General features: G+C 61.1%; 20 protein-coding genes. 10 read left to right on the top strand and 10 right to left on the bottom strand.

Annotation, left to right across the window (positions count from 1 at the left end):
- Positions 1-63: 63 nt before the first annotated feature.
- On the bottom strand, positions 64-243 hold the full coding sequence (locus tag HX817_RS02135; protein WP_003217470.1) for a hypothetical protein: 180 nt from the start codon (positions 241-243) through the stop codon (positions 64-66).
- A gap of 68 nt (positions 244-311) precedes the next feature.
- Positions 312-899, bottom strand: a complete 588-nt coding sequence (locus tag HX817_RS02140; protein WP_003217468.1) for a TIGR00730 family Rossman fold protein — start codon at positions 897-899, stop codon at positions 312-314.
- 337 nt (positions 900-1236) lie between these two features.
- On the opposite strand from HX817_RS02140, the gene azu reads away from it, so the two are divergent.
- Positions 1237-1683, top strand: coding sequence for an azurin (gene azu / locus HX817_RS02145; protein ID WP_008439083.1), 447 nt, complete (start codon positions 1237-1239; stop codon positions 1681-1683).
- Between the two features lie 288 nt (positions 1684-1971).
- On the opposite strand, the gene nadE is transcribed toward azu, so the two are convergent.
- The 3 genes from nadE to HX817_RS02160 all read right to left on the bottom strand — a co-directional run bounded on the left by nadE (position 1972) and on the right by HX817_RS02160 (position 5139).
- A complete protein-coding gene (gene nadE / locus HX817_RS02150) occupies positions 1972-2799 on the bottom strand; it encodes an ammonia-dependent NAD(+) synthetase (protein WP_003217462.1) in 828 nt (275 codons plus the stop codon).
- 3 nt (positions 2800-2802) lie between these two features.
- Complete coding sequence (gene pncB / locus HX817_RS02155) at positions 2803-4017, bottom strand: nicotinate phosphoribosyltransferase (RefSeq protein WP_003217456.1); 1215 nt, start codon at positions 4015-4017, stop codon at positions 2803-2805.
- A gap of 225 nt (positions 4018-4242) precedes the next feature.
- Positions 4243-5139, bottom strand: a complete 897-nt coding sequence (locus tag HX817_RS02160; protein WP_003217454.1) for a LysR family transcriptional regulator — start codon at positions 5137-5139, stop codon at positions 4243-4245.
- A 154-nt stretch (positions 5140-5293) separates the two neighbouring features.
- On the opposite strand from HX817_RS02160, the gene HX817_RS02165 reads away from it, so the two are divergent.
- The 9 genes from HX817_RS02165 (at position 5294) to HX817_RS02205 (ending at position 16440) form a co-directional block, all read left to right on the top strand.
- A complete protein-coding gene (locus HX817_RS02165) occupies positions 5294-6784 on the top strand; it encodes an aldehyde dehydrogenase family protein (protein WP_003217452.1) in 1491 nt (496 codons plus the stop codon).
- Between the two features lie 170 nt (positions 6785-6954).
- On the top strand, positions 6955-8238 hold the full coding sequence (locus HX817_RS02170; RefSeq protein WP_087692468.1) for an FAD-binding oxidoreductase: 1284 nt from the start codon (positions 6955-6957) through the stop codon (positions 8236-8238).
- 376 nt (positions 8239-8614) lie between these two features.
- Entirely contained in the window at positions 8615-9751 is a 1137-nt protein-coding gene (locus tag HX817_RS02175; RefSeq protein WP_003217449.1) for a branched-chain amino acid ABC transporter substrate-binding protein, read from the top strand.
- A 253-nt stretch (positions 9752-10004) separates the two neighbouring features.
- Entirely contained in the window at positions 10005-10919 is a 915-nt protein-coding gene (locus HX817_RS02180; RefSeq protein ID WP_003217447.1) for a branched-chain amino acid ABC transporter permease, read from the top strand.
- Between the two features lie 2 nt (positions 10920-10921).
- Positions 10922-12199: a high-affinity branched-chain amino acid ABC transporter permease LivM gene (gene livM, locus HX817_RS02185; protein WP_003217445.1), complete on the top strand. Its 1278-nt coding sequence runs from the start codon at positions 10922-10924 to the stop codon at positions 12197-12199.
- Positions 12196-13071: an ABC transporter ATP-binding protein gene (locus tag HX817_RS02190; RefSeq protein WP_003217442.1), complete on the top strand. Its 876-nt coding sequence runs from the start codon at positions 12196-12198 to the stop codon at positions 13069-13071. Before livM ends, HX817_RS02190 begins: the two co-directional genes overlap by 4 nt.
- Entirely contained in the window at positions 13068-13784 is a 717-nt protein-coding gene (locus HX817_RS02195) for an ABC transporter ATP-binding protein (RefSeq protein ID WP_003217439.1), read from the top strand. Before HX817_RS02190 ends, HX817_RS02195 begins: the two co-directional genes overlap by 4 nt.
- Positions 13785-14608: 824 nt before the next feature.
- On the top strand, positions 14609-15376 hold the full coding sequence (locus HX817_RS02200; protein ID WP_003217437.1) for an SDR family oxidoreductase: 768 nt from the start codon (positions 14609-14611) through the stop codon (positions 15374-15376).
- A 158-nt stretch (positions 15377-15534) separates the two neighbouring features.
- Positions 15535-16440: a cation transporter gene (locus HX817_RS02205; RefSeq protein ID WP_177039708.1), complete on the top strand. Its 906-nt coding sequence runs from the start codon at positions 15535-15537 to the stop codon at positions 16438-16440.
- Here the strand turns inward: HX817_RS02205 and HX817_RS02210 are convergent.
- The 5 genes from HX817_RS02210 to ureE all read right to left on the bottom strand — a co-directional run bounded on the left by HX817_RS02210 (position 16412) and on the right by ureE (position 20133).
- Positions 16412-17542: an AGE family epimerase/isomerase gene (locus tag HX817_RS02210; RefSeq protein WP_177039709.1), complete on the bottom strand. Its 1131-nt coding sequence runs from the start codon at positions 17540-17542 to the stop codon at positions 16412-16414. The two genes, HX817_RS02205 and HX817_RS02210, sit on opposite strands and share 29 nt — an antisense overlap.
- A gap of 184 nt (positions 17543-17726) precedes the next feature.
- Positions 17727-18299 (bottom strand): HupE/UreJ family protein, encoded by a 573-nt coding sequence (locus tag HX817_RS02215; protein WP_177039710.1) that lies wholly within the window; start codon positions 18297-18299, stop codon positions 17727-17729.
- 24 nt (positions 18300-18323) lie between these two features.
- On the bottom strand, positions 18324-18938 hold the full coding sequence (gene ureG, locus HX817_RS02220; protein WP_003217431.1) for an urease accessory protein UreG: 615 nt from the start codon (positions 18936-18938) through the stop codon (positions 18324-18326).
- Between the two features lie 23 nt (positions 18939-18961).
- Positions 18962-19636 (bottom strand): urease accessory protein UreF, encoded by a 675-nt coding sequence (locus HX817_RS02225; protein ID WP_003217429.1) that lies wholly within the window; start codon positions 19634-19636, stop codon positions 18962-18964.
- On the bottom strand, positions 19633-20133 hold the full coding sequence (ureE, locus tag HX817_RS02230; RefSeq protein ID WP_177039711.1) for an urease accessory protein UreE: 501 nt from the start codon (positions 20131-20133) through the stop codon (positions 19633-19635). Before ureE ends, HX817_RS02225 begins: the two co-directional genes overlap by 4 nt.
- Positions 20134-20228 lie beyond the last annotated feature (95 nt).

Raw genomic sequence — 20228 nt, forward strand, 5'->3', positions numbered from 1 at the left:
ATCTCAAATCGGGACGCGGAGCGCCCCAGGATGCATTCCCACGCGGAGCGTGGGAACGATCACCTATTCAGCGTCTTTCGGTGCTTCGGTTTCGTCTGTAGCCACTGTACCTTCAGCATCCGGGTTCAGTGCACCGGCTTCTTCGTCGGCTGCAATTTTCTTGCGCTGCAGCTTTTCCTCTTTCTTCTGCTCTTTGGCCAAGTCTCTCTGACGTTTGGCGAAGGAGTAATTAGGTTTTGCCATGGGCGATCCTCTGGGGTCGAAGGTGAGGTTGAGCGGCGCGTATTCTGCCTTTAATCGCGTCCCAAGGGTTAATCGGGTTTTTGGTCCACCCATTTGGGCAGGACCAGCGGTTGCCAGGCATCCAGTACGTCAAGCAGCTCAGCCGGCGATTCGCTCATTTGCAGCATGGCACGATGCGGTGCCCGGACGAAGCCTTCGCCGACGATATGATCAAGAAAATCGGTCAACTTGCGGTAAAAACCGTTCACTTCGAGCAAACCCAGCGGTTTGCCGTGGTAGCCGAGCTGGCCCCAGGTCCAGACTTCGAACAGTTCTTCCAGGGTGCCCAGGCCGCCCGGCAGCGCAATAAAGGCGTCGCTCAGTTCGGCCATGCGTGCCTTGCGGGCGTGCATGCCGTCGACCACTTCCAGGCGGGTCAGGCCTTTGTGGCCGATTTCGAGGTTTTTCAGGCTTTCGGGAATAATTCCGATCACCTCGCCGCCGGCTTCCAGCGCCGCATCGGCGACGATACCCATCAGGCCCACGGCGCCGCCGCCGTACACCAGGGTCAGCTTGCGCTCGGCCAGCGCGCGCCCGAGGGCCACGGCTGCTTCACGGTAGGCCGGGTTGGTGCCGCTGCTGGCACCGCAAAACACACAGACAGACTTCAAGGACATACCTGACTCCACTCATTTGTGGCTAAAGAGTAAAGGCTGGCTTGCGTCTCTCAAAGGATTAAACCTCGCGTTGAGGTGTTTCGCAGGTGCCGCTGGCACCACAGGCATAGGCGGCAAGCAGGCTGCGGAACAGGCTATTGAGGTGCATGGCTGGGACTCCGGAAGGGTGATGGACCGATCATAGGCCGGCACCCGCACTTTGGCCGGTAGATTGTGTCGATGAGTCTGATAGCCTAAAGTTGTATACAATCTGTTGATACAGATCATATGAAGTCCTGCCTGACTCAGGCACCCTTGTCGCAATATGCGTTTTTTAAACCCTGCCCTGGAGATTCACATGTTTGCCAAACTCGTTGCTGTTTCCCTGCTGACTCTGGCTAGCGGCCAGTTGCTTGCTGCAGAGTGCAAGGTCACTGTCGACTCCACTGACCAGATGTCCTTCAACACCAAGGCCATCGAAATCGACAAGAGCTGCAAGACGTTCACCGTTGAGTTGACCCACTCCGGCAGCTTGCCGAAAAACGTCATGGGCCATAACTGGGTGCTGAGTTCCGCCGCCGACATGCCTGGCATCGCCAGCGACGGCATGGCCGCCGGTATCGACAAGAACTACCTGAAAGACGGCGACACCCGCATCATCGCCCACACCAAGATCATCGGTGCCGGCGAGAAAGACTCCGTGACCTTCGATGTGTCGAAGCTGGCGGCAGGCACTGACTACGCGTTCTTCTGCTCGTTCCCAGGCCACATCTCGATGATGAAAGGCACTGTGACCCTGAAGTAAGCAATCTTCAGGCAAAAAAAAGCGCCCTTCGGGGCGCTTTTTTTGCCTGTAGGCAGGCTGCTCTTGTGGCGAGGGAGCTTGCTCCCGCTGGGCTGCGGAGCAGCCCCAATAAGCTCACCGCGTAGCATCAGAAAAAGCAGTAAGCAGGTTTCAGGGGCCGCTTCGCGCCCCAGCGGGAGCAAGCTCCCTCGCCACAGCAAGCTCTTTCACCACAGCAAGCTCTGTTTCACCACAGCAAGCTCCTTCACCACAACAAGCCCTTTTGCCAGAATGAGCCGCTACGTCAGATCAGGGTGCAAACGGCATCACCCGCTTGTGCTCGGTCTTGCGATAGGTGTCGCAGATGATCTTGAAGGCCTCCTCGCGCACCGGCTCGCCGTGCAGGAACGCGTCGATCTCGGCATAGGTCACGCCATGGGACGCTTCGTCCGGCTTGCCCGGCGACAGGTCTTCCAGGTCGGCCGTCGGGATCTTCTCTACCAGCGATTCCGGAGCACCAAAGTGCCGGGCAATCGCGCGCACCTGGTTCTTCACCAGCCCGCTCAGCGGTGCCAGGTCGCAGGCGCCGTCACCGAACTTGGTGAAAAAGCCCATCACGGCTTCCGCCGCATGGTCGGTACCGATCACCAAACCACCGGCCGCGCCGGCGATGGTGTACTGCGCCACCATGCGCATGCGCGCCTTGGTGTTGCCCAGCACGAAGTCCCGGGAGACCGCGGCCTTGCCTTCAAACGCCGCCACTTCATTGGCCAGGGATTTCACCGCCGGGCCGATGTTCACTGTGTGGCGCTCGTCGGGCTCGATAAAGTCCACGGACGCCTGGGCGTCGTGTTCGTCGAACTGGGTTTCGTAGGGCAGGCGCACCGCGATAAAGCGGTACGCATCGTCACCCTTGGCAGCCCGCAACTCTTGCATTGCACGCTGGGCCAGCAGGCCGGCGGTCAGGGAGTCGACGCCGCCGCTGATGCCCAGCACCAACGTCTTGAGGCCTGAATTGAGCAGGCAATCCTGGATAAAGGTAACGCGCCGGGCGACCTCCGCCTCAAGGGCGGCCTGGTCCTTGAACGGCGGTTGGACCTTGAGCTGTTCAGCAATCTCGCGCTGTACGGCTTGCATGATTCACTCCTTGCTGGGTAGGGCAGGTACTTTGAAAACGTGGCGCAAATAGGCGACAAAGTTCGGATCGGTGCAGTGGGTCTTGCCCGCTTCATCGGAAATCTTCGCGACGGGCTGGCCATTACAGGCAGTCATTTTAAGCACGATGCTCATCGGTTCCACACCTGGAATATCACAGGTCAGGTTGGTGCCGATGCCGAAGCTCACATTGATCCGACCACGCAGCGCGCGGAAAATCTCCAGCGCCTTGGGCAGCGACAGGCTGTCGGAGAACACCAGGGTCTTGCTCATCGGCTCGATCCCCAGCTTGTGGTAGTGGGCGATCGCCTTTTCGGCCCATTGCACCGGGTCACCGGAGTCGTGGCGCAGGCCGTCGAAGAGCTTGGCGAAATACAGGTCGAAATCGCTGAGAAACGCATCGGTGGTGATGCAATCGGTCAGGGCGATGCCCAGCAGGCCACGGTACTCGCGCACCCAGCAGTCGAGGGCGGCGATCTGGCTGTCGATCAGGCGCGGGCCGAGTTGCTGGTGGGCCATGATCCATTCGTGGGCCATGGTGCCCAGCGGCTTCATGTTCAGCTCGCGGGCCAGGTGCACGTTGCTGGTGCCGACAAAACGCCCGGGGAAGTCGTGCTTGAGCACGTTCACCACTTCTTCCTGCACGCGGTAGGAGAAGCGTCGACGCGTGCCGAAATCCGCGACCTGCAGTTCGGACAGTTCTTCGACGCTGGCGTTGGCCGTCAGCCAGTCGAACTTGCGATACAGCTGCTCGCGGGCCTGTTCGAGGATCACGCTCTGGTAGCGATAGCGGTTACGCACTTCGCTGACGATGGCCAGCATCGGCACTTCAAACAGGATCACGTGCAGCCATGGCCCGCGCAGGCGGATAAACAGCTCGCCGTTTTCGATACCGGTGTGCACGTAGCGCAGGTTGAAGCGAAACAGCCCGAGGAAGCGCAGGAAATCCGGCTTCATGAAGCTGATGCGTTCCAGGAAGCCCAGTTGGTCGGGGCTCAGGCTCAGCTCGGCGAGGCGCTCGATCTGGTAGCGGATCTCCGCCAGGTACGGGCGCAGGTCTTCACTGTTGCGGCAACGAAACTCCCATTCAACTTCCACGTTCGGGTAGTTGTGCAGCACCGCCTGCATCATGGTCAGCTTGTAGAAGTCGGTGTCGAGCAGGTTCTGCACGATGCGATCGGCAAACACACTCTCGCTCATAACGGGAATCTCCAGACGGGTCGGCGATGGGCGCCGACCTTTACGCACAATTAAGGAATGGCGCTAGTGGCGCATAGACCTGTGCTGTTTTGCCAGTGTTTTTTCAGCTGGGCATGGTTGTTTGGCCCCTGGCGCCTTCGCGAGCAAGCCCGCTCCCACATTTGGAACGCATTTCAAATGTGGGAGCGGGCTTGCTCGCGAAGGCGGTATTGCAGGCGACGCGCCTCAATCAGACTCAACCTGCTCCATCATCCACTTCACAAAATCCCGCACCTTGGGCACTTCAGCCGAGTGCTCGGGGTAGGCCAGGTAATAGGCATCCTGGCTCGGCATCGCATGCTGCCAGGGGATCACCAGCTTGCCTTCGGCGAGCTCTTCTTCCACCAGAAACCTGGGCAGCAGCGCCACACCGCAGCCAACCTGTGCGGCGCGAATGCACATATAAAAGGTCTCGAAGCGCGGCCCATGGTAGCTGTGCTCGGTGTGATGACCCTGGGCGGCGAACCAGTCATGCCAGCCTTGCGGGCGCGAGGCGTTTTGCAGCAACACCAGTTCGCTCAGTTGCGTGGGGTCGGTAAATGCTTGGGCGGGCAGGCTGTCGGGTGAGCACACGGGCACCAGTTCTTCGCTGAACAGCTTGAGGCTCTCGGTGCCGGGCCGTGAGCCCTGGCCAAAGTAGAAGGCCAGGTCGGCCTTGCCTTGCAGCAGCTCGTCGGGCTCCTGTTCGTTGCACAGGTCCAGGTGAATCTGCGGATGGCGCAGTCGCCAGCCCTTGAGGCGCGGCACCAGCCAGCGGGCGCCGAAGGTGTAGGGCGTGGACACCCGCAGCACTTCAGTCTCGCCGCCGTAGGAGCGCAGGTAATGGGTGGACATCTCCACCTGGGTGAGGATCTTGCGCACTTCCACCAGGTACAGATCGCCCGCCGGGGTCATCTGCAAGCGGCGGCGCACCCGGCGAAACAGCAGGTGCTGCAACAGTTCTTCCAGCTGCGCGACCTGTTTGCTGACAGCGCTCTGGGTGAGGTTCAGCTCTTCGGCGGCGCGGGTAAAACTCAGGTGGCGGGTGACCGCTTCGAAGCACTGCAGGGCGGTGATCGAGGGCAAATGTCTTTTATTCAGCACGGCACGCCTCTTTTTGTTCTTAGCATGAATAAACGGAATGATATCTCGCCTAATCGTCGTTTGTTGGCAAGTCTTGGGCCAGCTACAAATAAGGTCTGGATCGCCGCGACCGCTGGCGGCGCAAATTTCTGTTTGTAGATTGAAGGAGTGACCCATGGTTGCCGCATTGCTTGATCGTCTCGGGGTAAACCCGGCGCTGTACCAGTCGGGTAAACAACCCGTGCATTCGCCCATTGATGGCAGCCGGATTGCCAGTGTGCACTGGGAAGGCGCCGCCGAGGTGGAGCAGCAGGTCAGTCGCGCCGAGCATGCATTCGAGGCCTGGCGCAAGGTGCCGGCCCCGCGTCGTGGTGAGCTGGTGCGCCAGTTCGGCGACGTGTTGCGCGAGTACAAGGCCGACCTCGGCGAGCTGGTGTCGTGGGAAGCCGGCAAGATCACCCAGGAAGGTTTGGGTGAAGTGCAGGAAATGATCGACATCTGCGACTTCGCCGTCGGCCTGTCGCGCCAGTTGTACGGCTTGACCATCGCCTCCGAGCGTCCGGGCCACCACATGCGTGAAACCTGGCACCCGCTGGGCGTGGTTGGCGTGATCAGCGCCTTCAACTTCCCGGTCGCCGTATGGGCGTGGAACACCGCGCTGGCGCTGGTGTGCGGCAACGCAGTGATCTGGAAACCGTCGGAAAAAACCCCGCTTACCGCCCTGGCCTGCCAGGCACTGTTCGAGCGCGTACTGAAGAACTTCAGCGATGCGCCGCCGTACCTCAGCCAGGTGATCATCGGTGGCCGCGATGCCGGCGCCGCACTGGTGGATGACCCGCGTGTTGCGCTGATCAGCGCCACCGGCAGCACCCGCATGGGCCGCGAAGTAGCGCCGAAAGTCGCTGCACGTTTTGCCCGCAGCATTCTCGAACTGGGCGGCAACAACGCGATGATCCTCGGCCCAAGCGCCGACCTGGACATGGCCGTGCGCGCGATTCTGTTCAGCGCCGTCGGTACCGCCGGCCAGCGCTGCACCAGCCTGCGTCGGCTGATCGCCCATGAGTCGGTAAAAGAGGAAATCGTCACCCGCCTCAAGGCTGCGTATTCCAAAGTGCGCATCGGCCATCCGCTGGAAGGCAACCTGATCGGCCCGCTCATCGACAAGCACAGCTTCGAAAACATGCAGGACGCCCTGGAGCAGGCCTTGAGCGAAGGCGGCCGGGTGTTTGGCGGCAAGCGCCAGTTGGAAGACACGTTCCCCAACGCTTACTACGTGTCGCCGGCCATCGTGGAAATGCCGGAGCAGAGTGATGTGGTGTGCACCGAGACGTTCGCGCCGATTCTGTATGTGGTCGGCTATACCGATTTCGCTGAAGCGCTGCGCCTGAACAATGCGGTGCCACAAGGCCTGTCTTCGTGCATCTTTACCACTGACGTGCGCGAGGCCGAGCAGTTCATGTCGGCGGTAGGCAGTGACTGCGGGATCGCCAACGTCAACATCGGCCCGAGCGGCGCGGAGATTGGTGGCGCGTTTGGCGGTGAGAAAGAGACCGGTGGCGGGCGTGAGTCGGGCTCGGATGCATGGCGCGGGTACATGCGTCGCCAGACCAATACCGTGAACTACTCGCTGGAACTGCCGCTGGCCCAGGGCATTACCTTCGACTGATACCTCAAGTCGGAGTGAGGTCAATGTGGGAGCGGGCTTGCTCGCGAAAGCGGTGTGTCAGTCAACGAATGCTTATCTGATCCACCGCTTTCGCGAGCAAGCCCGCTCCCACATTTGACCGTATTTACAATTCGGAAAAGTGGTTTGTTAGGTCTCATCGGAGTCTGGCAATGGCATTACGCGAAGCATGTTTGTGGGAACAACTCACTCCTGGCCGGCCGGATCGTGCCGCGCTCAAGGGCGAGGTAAAAGTGGATGTGTGCGTGATCGGCGCCGGCATCACCGGTTTGTCGGCAGCCATTCACTTGCTGGAACAAGGAAAAAGTGTCGCCGTACTCGAGGCCCATCGCACCGGCCACGGTGGTTCGGGGCGCAACGTAGGGCTGGTCAATGCAGGGATGTGGATTCCCCCGGACGAGATCGAAGCCGGTTTTGGTACCGCGGTGGGCAGCCAGCTCAACCGCATGCTCGGCGCGGCACCGTCCCTGGTGTTCAGCCTGATCGACAAATACAACATCGACTGCCAACTGCGTCGCGAGGGCACCTTGCACATGGCGCACAACGCCCGTGGCGAGGCGGATTTGCGCAGTCGTGAAGAACAGTGGAAGCGTCGCGGTGCACCGGTGGAGCTGTTGACCGGCGCTGCATGCGAACAAGCCACCGGTACCAAAAAGATTGCTGCCGCCTTGCTCGACCGGCGGGCCGGCACCTTGAACCCGATGGCCTACACCAGTGGTTTGGCCAATGCCGCCGTCGGGCTCGGCGGACAGTTGTTCGATCACTCCCCAGTCACCCAACTGGAACGCCAGGGCCAGCACTGGTCTGTGCAGACTGCCCAAGGCTCGGTGCAGGCCGAACAGGTGGTGATCGCTTCGAACGCCTACACCGAAGGCGAGTGGACCGAACTGCGCCGCAACTTCTTCCCCGGTTATTACTATCAGGTGGCGTCGGCCCCTCTGACCGACGACGCCGCCCAACAAATCCTGCCCGGCGGGCAAGGCTCCTGGGACACTCGCCAGGTACTCAGCAGCATCCGCCGCGACGCCGAAGGCCGCCTGCTGCTCGGCAGCCTGGGCAACGGCAACCAGAAACCTGCGTGGTTCCTCAAGGCCTGGGCCGATAGGGTGCAACAGCACTACTTCCCGTACCTCAAACCGGTGCAGTGGGAGTGCACCTGGACCGGCTGCATCGCGTTCACCCCGGACCACTTGATGCGCCTGTTCGAGCCGGCGCCCGGGCTGGTGGCGGTCACCGGTTACAACGGGCGCGGGGTGACGACCGGCAGTGTCGTGGGCAAAGCCTTCGCGGATTATCTGTGTCACCAGGATCCACAGGCACTGCCGATCCCCTTTGCGCCGATGCAGCCGTTGGCCGGTGTGGGCCTGCGCAGCTGTTTGTACGAGGCGGGATTCTCGCTGTATCACGCGGGCCAATGCCTGCGGATCGTGATCTGATCAACGAAATACCCCTCAGAAGCCTGCATTTTCTTAGCCGGCTACTAATCTGTATTGGTGCGAGTCGTAGCAGTAACGCACTGTAAATGTGCACTTCCGTTACGCACGCTGTTACATGTTTAAGGGTGGCCGTTTAGTGGCCGGGTTGCAGTGCTAGATTGGTCGGGTTGCACTTTATAGGTCCAATGGTTGCACCTGGTTGAGATAGACGGTTGCACGTCCAATCAAAAGGCGCCCAAAAACCTGCAATAACAATGACACCGTGTCTTTTTGAATAATAAAAACGTAATGGCACGACGCTTGCTCTGGGCTTTCTCCGAAAGTTTTTGAAGTGAAGCTGCAGTGCCAATTCAACAAAAACCTCGGAGCACCACTCATGTCCCAGACGTTTTACAAGAAAGGTTTTCTAGCCCTCGCCGTTGCTGCGGCGCTGGGTGTTTCTGCGTTTGCTCAAGCTGATGTGAAGATTGGCGTAGCGGGGCCGATGACCGGCGCCAACGCGGCATTTGGTGAGCAGTACATGAAAGGTGCCCAGGCGGCAGCCGATGTCATCAACAAGGCCGGCGGCATCAACGGCGAGCAGATCAAGCTGGTGGCCGGCGATGACGCCTGCGAACCCAAGCAGGCTGTGGCCGTGGCCAACCGCCTGGTTGACCAGGACAAAGTGATTGGCGTGGTCGGGCACTTCTGCTCGTCGAACACTATCCCAGCCTCCGAGGTGTATGCCGATGCGGGCGTGATCATGATCACCCCGGGCTCCACCAACCCGCAGGTTACCGAGCGTGGCCTGTCGGCCGTGTTCCGCATGTGTGGTCGTGACGATCAGCAAGGCATCGTGGCCGGCGACTACATCGTCGACGTGCTCAAGGGCAAGAAAGTTGCCGTTATCAACGACAAGGACACCTACGGCAAAGGCCTGGCCGACGCCACTGCGGCGCAGTTGACCAAGCGCGGCGTGAAGCCGGTGCTGGAAGAAGGCCTGACCCGTGGCGAGAAAGATTTCAGCGCCTTGGTTACCAAGATCCGCTCCACCGGTGCTGACGTCGTGTACTTCGGCGGCCTGCACCCGGAAGCCGGCCCACTGGTTCGGCAGATTCGTGAAGCCGGCCTGAAAGACGTCAAGTTCATGTCCGATGACGGCGTGGTGACCGACGAACTGGTGGCCACCGCCGGTGGTGCACAGTACGTGGATGGCGTGTACATGACCTTCGGCGCCGACCCACGCCTGCTGCCAGACAGCAAGACCGTGGTGGAAGAGTTCCGCAAAAATGGCACCGAGCCTGAAGGCTACACCCTGTACGCCTACGCCTCGATCCAGGCCCTGGCCGCCGGTTTCAATGGCGCCAAGTCCGACAAGGGCGAAGACGCAGCCAAATGGCTGAAATCCCACCCGGTCAAAACCGTCATGGGCGAGAAGAACTGGGACGCCAAGGGCGACCTGAAAATCTCCGACTATGTGGTTTACCAGTGGGACAAGGACGGCAAGTATCACCAGCTGGAAAAGCAGAAGTAATAGTTAGCGCGATGGGTTAGACGCCACTTGACCCTGTGGGAACCGGGCTTTTGTGGGAGCTGGCTTGCCTGCGATAGCGTCACCTCGGGTTGACTGACATTCCGAGGTGTCGCTATCGCGGGCAAGCCCGGCGCCCATACACGCCAGCTCCCACACGGGGACTTGGTTGCCAGCCCCTTTTGTGTCTGTCTTTTCCTCCTAGAAGATCCGCACACCCACAGGTGTGCAGGCTCTCACTGCGTGAGATTGCGTTATGGATGGTATTTTCCTGCAGCAACTGGTCAATGGGCTGACCCTCGGGTCGGTCTATGGCTTGATCGCCATCGGCTACACAATGGTCTATGGCATCATTGGCATGATCAACTTCGCCCATGGCGAGGTTTATATGATTTCCGCTTACCTCGCGGCGATCAGTCTGGCACTGCTGGCTTACTTCGGCATCGAATCCTTCCCGCTGCTCATCCTTGGCACCCTGATCTTCACCGTCGTCGTCACCGGCGTCTACGGCTGGGTCATCGAGCGTGTCGCCTACAAACCGCTGCGCAACTCCACCCGACTGGCACCGCTGATCAGCGCCATCGGTATTTCGCTGATCCTGCAGAACTACGCGCAGATCGCCCAGGGCGCCAAGCAACAAGGCATCCCGACGCTGCTGGCCGGCGCCTGGAGAGTCGATATCGGCACCGGCTTCGTGCAATTGACCTACACCAAGGTGTTCATCCTGGTGGCCGCGTTCGTCGGCATGGGCCTGCTGACTTACATCATCAAGTACACCAAGCTCGGCCGCATGTGCCGCGCTACCCAGCAAGACCGCAAAATGGCGTCGATCCTCGGTATCAACACCGACCGGGTCATCTCCTACGTATTCGTGATTGGTGCCGCCATGGCCGCGCTGGCCGGTGTGCTGATCACCCTGAACTACGGCACGTTCGACTTCTATGCCGGCTTCATCATCGGCATCAAGGCATTTACCGCAGCGGTACTCGGCGGCATCGGCTCCCTGCCTGGGGCCATGCTGGGCGGGATCATCCTGGGTATTTCCGAGTCGCTGTTCTCGGGGTTGATCAACTCTGACTACAAAGACGTGTTCAGTTTCTCCCTGCTGGTGGTGATCCTTATTTTCCGTCCCCAGGGCCTGCTCGGTCGCCCACTCGTGGCGAAGGTATAACTATGTCTGCTGCCTACTCTATCGATATCAAGAAAAGTGTCGTCGATGCGGTACTCGCCGGGCTGATTTCGCTGATCGTGTTCGGTCCGATCGTCGGCGTGGTCCTCGACGGCTACAGCTTCAACCTGCAACCGGCGCGTGTCGGCATCCTGGTGGCCATCGTGATGGTCGGCCGGTTCGCCATGAGCCTGTTCCTGCAAACCCCAAGGGGCCTGCGGATTCTGCAAGGGTTTGAAAGCACCGGCTCCGGTGTGCATGTGCTCAAGCCGGACTACAAGTCGCGCCTGCGCTGGATCATCCCGGCGTTGATCGTGATTGCCATCGTGTTCCCGTTCTTTGCCAACAAATACCTGCTGACCGTGGTGATCCTCGGGTTGATCTACGTGTTGCTGGGCCTTGGCCTGAACATCGTGGTCGGCCTGGCCGGGCTGCTCGACCTGGGTTACGTGGCGTTCTACGCCATCGGCGCCTATGGCCTGGCGCTGGGTTACCAGTACCTCGGCCTGGGCTTCTGGTCGGTGCTGCCGCTGGCGGCGATTTGTGCGGCGCTGGCGGGGTGCATACTCGGGTTTCCGGTGCTGCGAATGCACGGCGATTACCTGGCGATCGTGACCCTGGGCTTCGGTGAAATCATCCGCCTGGTGCTGAATAACTGGCTGTCGTTTACCGGTGGCCCGAACGGCATGCCGGTGCCCTCGCCGACGTTTTTCGGCCTGGAGTTCGTGCGCAAGGCGAAGGATGGCGGGGTGCCGTTCCACGAGTTCTTCGGCATCGACTACAACCCCAACATCAAATTCCTGTTCATCTACATCGTGCTGTTCCTGGTGGTGCTGCTGGTGCTGTACATCAAGCACCGCCTGACCCGCATGCCGGTGGGCCGCGCGTGGGAAGCCTTGCGCGAAGACGAAATCGCCTGCCGTTCCATGGGCCTCAACCACGTGCTGGTGAAGCTCTCGGCGTTCACCATCGGCGCGTCCACTGCCGGTCTGGCCGGGGTGTTTTTCGCCAGCTATCAGGGCTTCGTCAACCCGTCGTCGTTCACCTTCTTCGAGTCGGCGCTGATCCTCGCCATCGTGGTATTGGGCGGCATGGGCTCGACCGTCGGCGTGGTGATTGCCGCGTTCGTGCTGACGGTGGCGCCGGAGCTGCTGCGCAGCTTCTCCGAGTACCGCGTGCTGCTCTTCGGCGTGTTGATGGTGGTGATGATGATCTGGCGACCACGAGGCCTGATTCGTATCAGCCGTACCGGTGTCGTCCCGCGTAAAGGAGTGGCGCCATGAGCAAGGAAGTCGTTCTTTCCGTGGAACACCTGATGATGCACTTTGGTGGCATCAAGGCCTTGAGCGACGTAAGTCTCAAGGTCAAGCGCAACTCGATCTTCGCCCTGATCGGTCCCAACGGTGCCGGCAAGACCACCGTGTTCAACTGCCTGACCGGTTTCTACAAAGCCTCCGGCGGCAAGATCGAACTCAATGTGCGCGGCAAGCAGACCAACGTGATCCAACTGCTGGGCGAGCGCTTCAAGGCCACCGACTTTGTCTCGCCGAAAAGCTTCGTCAGCCGGGTGTTCTACAAGATGTTCGGCGGCACTCACCTGGTGAATCGGGCGGGTTTGGCGCGCACCTTCCAGAACATTCGCCTGTTCAAGGAAATGTCGGTGGTGGAGAACCTGCTGGTGGCCCAGCACATGTGGGTCAACCGCAACATGCTCGCGGGCATCCTCAATACCAAGGGCTACCGCAAGGCTGAAAGCGATGCCCTCGACCATGCGTTCTACTGGCTGGAAGTGGTGGACCTGGTGGACTGCGCCAACCGCCTGGCCGGCGAGCTGTCCTACGGCCAGCAGCGCCGCCTGGAAATCGCCCGTGCCATGTGCACCCGGCCGCAGATTATTTGCCTCGACGAACCGGCCGCCGGCCTCAACCCCCAGGAAACCGAAGCCCTCAGCGCGATGATTCGCCTGCTGCGGGACGAGCACGACCTGACGGTGGTGCTGATCGAACACGACATGGGCATGGTGATGAGTATTTCCGACCACATCGTGGTGCTGGACCACGGCAACGTGATTGCCGAGGGCGGGCCGGAAGCGATCCGCAATGATCCGAAGGTGATCGCGGCTTATCTGGGCGCTGACGAAGAGGAGCTGGTATGAGTGAGCCAATCCTCGAACTGAAAGACCTGGACGTGTTCTACGGCCCGATCCAGGCCCTGAAGAAAGTTTCGCTGCACATCAACGAAGGCGAAACCGTGAGCCTGATCGGCTCCAACGGCGCGGGTAAATCCACGCTGTTGATGTCGATCTTTGGCCAGCCACGGGCCGAGTCCGGGCAGATCATCTACCGCGGCGTCGACATTACCCACAAGTCGTCCCACTACATCGCCTCCAACGGCATTGCGCAGTCGCCGGAAGGGCGGCGGGTGTTCCCCGACATGACCGTCGAGGAAAACCTGCTGATGGGCACCATCCCGATTGGCGACAAGTTCGCCACCGAAGACATGCAGCGCATGTTCGAGCTATTCCCGCGTCTCAAGGAGCGGCGCAACCAGCGGGCGATGACCATGTCCGGTGGTGAACAGCAGATGCTTGCCATCGCCCGCGCACTGATGAGCAGGCCCAAGCTGTTGCTGCTGGACGAGCCGAGCCTGGGGCTGGCGCCGATCGTGGTGAAGCAGATCTTTTCCACGCTGCGGGAGCTGGCGTCTACCGGCATGACCATCTTCCTGGTGGAGCAGAACGCCAACCATGCGTTGCGCTTGTCGGACCGGGCATACGTGATGGTCAACGGCGAGATTCGCCTTACCGGCACCGGCAAGGAGCTGCTGGTGAATGAGGAGGTGCGCAACGCCTACCTCGGCGGGCATTAAGTCGTTCGCAGGTCCAATGTGGGAGCGGGCTTGTGTGGGAGCGGGCTTGCTCGCGAAGACGGTGGGTCAGTCACATGTGCATTGACTGATACGCCGCTTTCGCGAGCAAGCCCGCTCCCACACAAAGCCCGCTCCCACATTTTTTTGCGTCGCCTGCAGGCTTTCCTGAAATTGTGGACAACAAATCCGGGCACCTGCCAAAGCGCGACATATAGCCGCCGCAAATCCCTGTTTTGTCACAGTTTTGACTTGTCCCCAAGCACTGTGGAACCGGCTGTGGGTAACGTGGGAGTAGCTGGCTGGAGGCCTTTGTTTTCGTGGCTTGCAGCGTGGTGGTTGTTTATTGATCAGTGAGTTTTTCGTGACCACCCGAGGGGTTTGTCAACCTGTTTAAAGACACAGGTATATGACCGGAATATGTCACTCCGGCCTGTGGATAAGTCTGTGACTAAACTCTGGAAAGAGTGCCGCAGAGGCCGGAATGACTGGCCTGGAGCCATCGCCCTGGTTGCACCGTTTTGAACCGGGCTACATACGGGCTGCGCAAGGTCAAGCAAAAAACTTTTTGAATCGCGCTGAAAGCCTTGTGTAGCGCGGCTTTCAGCTTTTGTACTTGCCCCCAAAGACTGTGGACGGGGCTGTGGATAAGGTGCGCGCACATGGCTGCACGCCACGGCCTGTATGGCTTTCGGGCGATTGGTTGAATTTCGTACAGCATGAGCGGCATTCACCTGTGTCCACAGCGTGTATCAGTTGCCGCCAGCCCGGCAGCCGGGCATTCTGCTGGCTGATTTTTTACCTCGTAGCCCCGCAAGGAGAACACCATGTCCAATACGCTGTTTATTACTGGCGCGACCTCCGGTTTTGGCGAAGCCTGTGCCCGCCGTTTTGCCGAAGCCGGCTGGAAACTGGTGCTCACCGGCCGCCGCGCAGAGCGCTTGAACGCCCTGTGCGCCGAGCTTTCCAAGCAGACCGAAGTGCTCGGCCTGGTGGTGGACGTGCGTGACCGCAAGGCCATGGAAGAGGCGATCGCCAACCTGCCGCCGTCCTTTGCCACGCTGCGCGGGCTGATCAACAACGCCGGCCTGGCGGTGGGCACCGACCCTGCGCCGAAGTGCAGCCTCGACGATTGGGAAACCATGGTCGACACCAACATCAAGGGCCTGCTGACCACCACCAGCCTGCTGTTGCCGCGCTTGATCGCCCACGGCCGTGGCGCCGGCATCATCAACCTCGGTTCCATTGCCGGCAGCTACCCGTACCCGGGCAGCCACGTGTATGGCGGCACCAAGGCCTTCGTCAAACAGTTCTCGCTGAACCTGCGGTGCGACCTGCAGGGCACCGGCGTGCGCGTGACCAACATCGAGCCGGGCCTGTGTGAGAGTGAGTTCTCGCTGGTGCGCTTTGCCGGTGACCAGGCGCGTTATGACGCGACTTATGCCGGTGCCGAGCCGATCCAGCCGCAGGACATTGCGGATACGATCTTCTGGGTGCTTAACACCCCGGCACACGTGAACATCAACCGCCTGGAGCTGATGCCAGTGAGCCAGACCTGGGCCGGGTTTGCGATTGAGCGTGGCGCCAAGGCCTAAGTTCGTCGAGCTGTTGTGGCGAGGGAGCTTGCTCCCGCGCCACAGGGTTTTGTCAGGCTTGAATATGCGGCAAATCGGCCAAAACAGGACATAAGGTACACTCCACCCCTGAAAACCCCGCCGCGCTGTGCGGTTCAAAGGTTTTGACAGGAGGATATGTGAGTAACCGAGGTGAGCAGTCGCTGCTCAAACAATCGACCATCCTGATGTTCGCCGTGGCGATCGCCGGGATTGTCACAGGGGTGGTGTCGGGCGCCCAATCGATTTTATTCGACGGCTTTTTCTCGCTGATCGCCACCGCCATCAAGGTGCTGATGCTGATCACGGCCAAGCTGATCGCCAAGAAAAGCAACGAACGTTTCCAGTTCGGCTACTGGCACCTGGAGCCCATGGTGCTGCTGATCGAGGGCAGTTTCCTGCTGTTGATCGCCATCTACGCGTTTCTCAACGGCGTGTTCGGCATTATCAATGGCGGGCGCGATATCGAGTTGGGTCTGGTGATCATCTATGCGGCGGTGTTTACCGTCGTCGAGTTCGCCTATTTCTTCTACGTGCGTTACCGCAATCGCACGCTCAAGTCGTCGCTGATCCAGTTCGACAACATCAGCTGGCTGGTGGACGCGATGCTGTCGGTGGGGCTGCTGGTGAGCTTCCTGGCGGCGCTGTTGCTCAAGTCCCAGGGCTATGGGCAGTGGGCGGTGTATGTGGACCCGTTGATCCTGATCCTGCTGGCGTTGAGCATGCTGGCGCCGGCCTTCAAGATCCTGCGCCCGGCGCTACGCGACGTGTTGGGGATTGTGCCGGACCAACTGGACGGCAAAGTGCGCGAAGTGATGGAGGCGGTCGTGGCCAGGCATGGTTTCGATGATTACGTGTCCTACGTGCAGAAGCACGGGCGGGCGCGGTTTATCGAGATTCATGTGGTGCTGCCGGCGGATTACCCGGTGCATAACGTCGCCACCCTGGATGGGCTGCGCGAAGAAATATCCACAGGGCTGGGCAAGCCGGACGCGGCGCGCTGGCTGACGATCAGTTTTACCGGGGATCGCAAATGGATTGCGTAAGGCCCAGGTAGCACGTCGCCAAGTGGTAAGGCGTGGTTGACGGCATATCCCGTCGGCTCACTTGCCCCTTGGCATCCAGGCATTCATTCCAGCCTTTGTCGTGCAGGAAGCGCTGCTGCAACGCCAGCAATTGGCGGTGCAGCACGGCTTCACTGTCGGGCCGCAAGGTCAGCGCCCGCAGGTATTCGGCCTGGGCCCAGATGCGCTGGGTGCCGTCGCGCACGCTGCCGTCCAGGGCGAGCATGCCGCTGACCGCACCGGTCAGGTTATCCACACCCTTTTGCTCGGCATAGGTGAACGCTTTGTTCAGCGATGTGTGCAGCGGTGTGCCGCGCAACAGGTCCGAAGATTCCAGCAGGAAGAACCATTCGAACTGATGCCCCGGTTCAAACCAGTTATCCACAGCGCCCAGCGGTTTTTCCATCATCACCCCGTGTTGGCGGTCGATGAAGCGCTTCTGCATGGCGTTGGCCAGGTCCAGCAACGCGTCTTGGGTGACGGCGTCCTCCCGCACGGCCAGCGTGGCGAGGAAACCTTCGGCAAGGTGCATCAGCGGGTTTTGCAGAGGGCCAGACTTGAGGGATGACCAGTTACGTTCCAGCACCGCTTCGTACAGGCCGTCGCCGGTGGCGAAGCGTTCGGCGACCACTTCCAGGGCGGCGTCGAGTACCGATTCCACCAGCGATTCACGTACCTTGGCCCAATAGTGGGCGCAGGCGAAGATGATGAAGGCGTGTGTGTAGAGGTCCTTGCGCTTATCCAGCGGCTTGCCGTGGGCGTCGATGCTGTAGAACCAGCCGCCGTGCTCGGCGTCGTGGAAGTGCCGTTGCAGGGAACGGAACAGTGCGGCGGCGCGCTCCTCGGCAAAGACTGCGCCGGGCTCGCCGATCAGGCTGGCGAACAGGTACAACTGCCGTGCGCAGGCCATGGCGCGGTAGCGTTGCGGGGGCAACGGCCGATGGTCGGCGTCCAGGGCCTCATAGGGCAGCGCCAGGTCGGCATTCCAGCCCGGGCCATGCCAGAGCGGCACGATCAGGTCGTGGAAGTGCGTCAACACAGCGGTCAATTGAGGCTTGAGGGCGGAGCTTGGAGCGATGGGCATCGGCTGGCGTCGTCACGGCAGGGGTGTTTGCGCGACATGGTATCAGGCTTGGGATCGGTGTTGTCTTTACTGCCGCCTTCGCGAGCAAGCCCGCTCCCACATTCGATCGAGTTCCATTGTTGGAATGCAGTCGACTGTGGGAGCGGGCTTGCTCGCGAAGAGGCCCTCAGGAGCGCTGAAAATCTCAGGGAGCGAGCAACCAAACCCCAGTCGCTGCCGAAACCGCACCCGCCACCCGCACCAACGGCGCTGCCGCCGCCGGCAGGAAACGCACCACGGCATAACCCGCCGCATGCAAAACCGCCGTCGCACCCACAAACCCTATGGCATACGCCCAAGGGCTGGACATGTCCGGCAGCTCCAAACCATGGGCCACGCCATGGAACAGTGCAAACAGCGCCGTCGCCGCCACCGCCACGAACAACGGCGGCCGCACAGCCAGCGCTACCGCCAGGCCCAGCGCCAGCACCGACGCGGCAATCCCGCTTTCCAGCGCCGGCAGTTCCAGCCCTTCAAAGCCCAGCATCCCGCCGATCAGCATGGTGCCGACAAACGTGCACGGCAGCGCCCAGCGCGCCGAGCCTTTTTGTTGAGCGGCCCACAGGCCCACGGCGACCATTGCCAGCAAGTGGTCGATGCCGCCCAGCGGGTGGCTGATACCGGCCACCAGGCCGTTGTCGCCATGGCCGGGGTGGGCGAAGGCGAGGGCGGGGGTGAGCAGCAAGGCTGCGGCAGCGAGAAGTGTATTGAGGCGCATGGACAGGCTCCTTGTGGGGGTTGATCAGGCTGCGGTCAGCAAGCCCTGGCGTTCGATGAAGGCGACGATTTCTTCCAGGCCGACGCCGGTTTTCTGATTGCTGAAGACGAAAGGTTTACCGCCGCGCATGCGCTGGGTATCGCTGTTCATCAGCTCCAGGGATGCGCCTACCAGCGGCGCCAGGTCGATCTTGTTGATCACCAGCAGGTCGGATTTGCAGATTCCCGGCCCGCCTTTGCGCGGCAGCTTGTCGCCGGCCGACACATCGATCACGTAGATGGTCAGGTCCGACAGTTCCGGGCTGAAGGTGGCCGACAGGTTGTCGCCGCCGGATTCCACCAGGATCAGGTCCAGGCCGGGAAAGCGACGGTTCAACTGGTCTACTGCTTCGAGGTTGATGGAGGCGTCTTCGCGAATGGCGGTGTGGGGGCAGCCGCCGGTTTCCACACCGATGATGCGCTCGGGCGCCAGGGCCTGGTTGCGCACCAGGAAGTCGGCGTCTTCGCGGGTGTAGATATCGTTGGTGACCACCGCCAGGTTGTAGCGATCACGCAGGGCCAGGCACAGGGCCAGGGTCAGGGCGGTCTTGCCGGAGCCGACCGGGCCGCCGATGCCGACGCGCAGGGGTTGGGTGTTCATGTGATTCTCCAAGATAAAGTGCCCTAGGAACGGAACAGGCGGCTGTACTGGCGCTCATGGGCCATGCACGCCAGGGACAGGCCAAACGCGGCGCTGCCGTAGTGATTGGGGTCAAGCTGGCTGGCGTCCTGCTGGGCTTGTTGCAGCAGCGGCAGCAGTTCGCTGGTCAGGCGCTGGGCGGCTTGTTGGCCCAGAGGCAGCGTCTTCATCAGCACCGCCAATTGGTTTTCCAGCCAACTCCACAACCAGGCGGCCAGGGCGTCATCCGGGCTGATCTGCCAGGCGCGGGCGGCCAGGGCCCAGCCCAGGGCCAGGTGCGGTTCGGAGCGCTGTGCCAGGAACTCTCGGGCGGCGTCATCCAGCTCCGGTAAACCGTTCAATAGCTGGTGCAGGGAATAGCCCATCTGCCGGCTTTCCTGATAAAGCTCGCGGGTTTCACGGCTGGCGCGGTGTTCCTCGCACAACTGCGCGAGGCGTGGCCAGTCCTGTTCGGCGGCGGCCTGGCAGTGGGCGAGCAGCAGCGGCGCTTCGAAGCGCGCCAGGTTGAGCAACAGTTGATCGCTGATCCAGCGCCCGGCACTTGCCGGGTCGGTCACGCGGGCTTGCTCCACGGCCATTTCCAGGCCCTGGGAATAGCTGTAGCCACCAATCGGCAGCTGCGGACTGGCCAGACGCAACAGCGCCCAGGCTGGGTTCATAGGCGTACGCCGAACTGGTGCAGCTTGGGCGGGTAGTTGAAGTCGTCGTCGCCATGGCGGGAGTGGTGGTGGCCGCCGCCATAGGCGCCGTGTTCCGGCTGGAAGGGGGCCTCGATGGTCTCGGTCGTCGCGCCCAACTGATCGAGCATGGCCTTGAGCACGTAGTCATCGAGCAGGCGCAGCCAACCATCACCCACTTGCAGGGCCACGTGGCGGTTGCCCAGGTGATAGGCGGCGCGGGTCAGTTCAAAGGCACTGCCGCAAGTGACGTGCAGCAGTTGTTCAGGCCGGGCGCACACGCGTACGACACGTCCGTCTTCAGCCTGTAGGAATTCGCCATCGTGCAGCGGCGGTTGGCCGCGCTCCAGAAACAGGCCGACGTCTTCTCCGTCGGCACTGAAACAGCGCAGGCGGCTTTTGCTGCGGGCTTCGAAATTCAGCAGCAACTCTGCGGCCCAGACGGGGTGGGGGGCGATTCGGCGGTGGATCACCAGCATCAGAAAGCTTCCAGCTATGAGCGATAAGCAAGCTAGAGCAAGGGTCTTGCCAACCACGCGGGGAGTAGGAATTCCCTGTAGGCAGGCGACTTGTG

Origin of the sequence: Pseudomonas sp. C6002 (assembly GCF_013385805.1) — a bacterium.
Taxonomy (GTDB): Bacteria; Pseudomonadota; Gammaproteobacteria; order Pseudomonadales; family Pseudomonadaceae; genus Aquipseudomonas.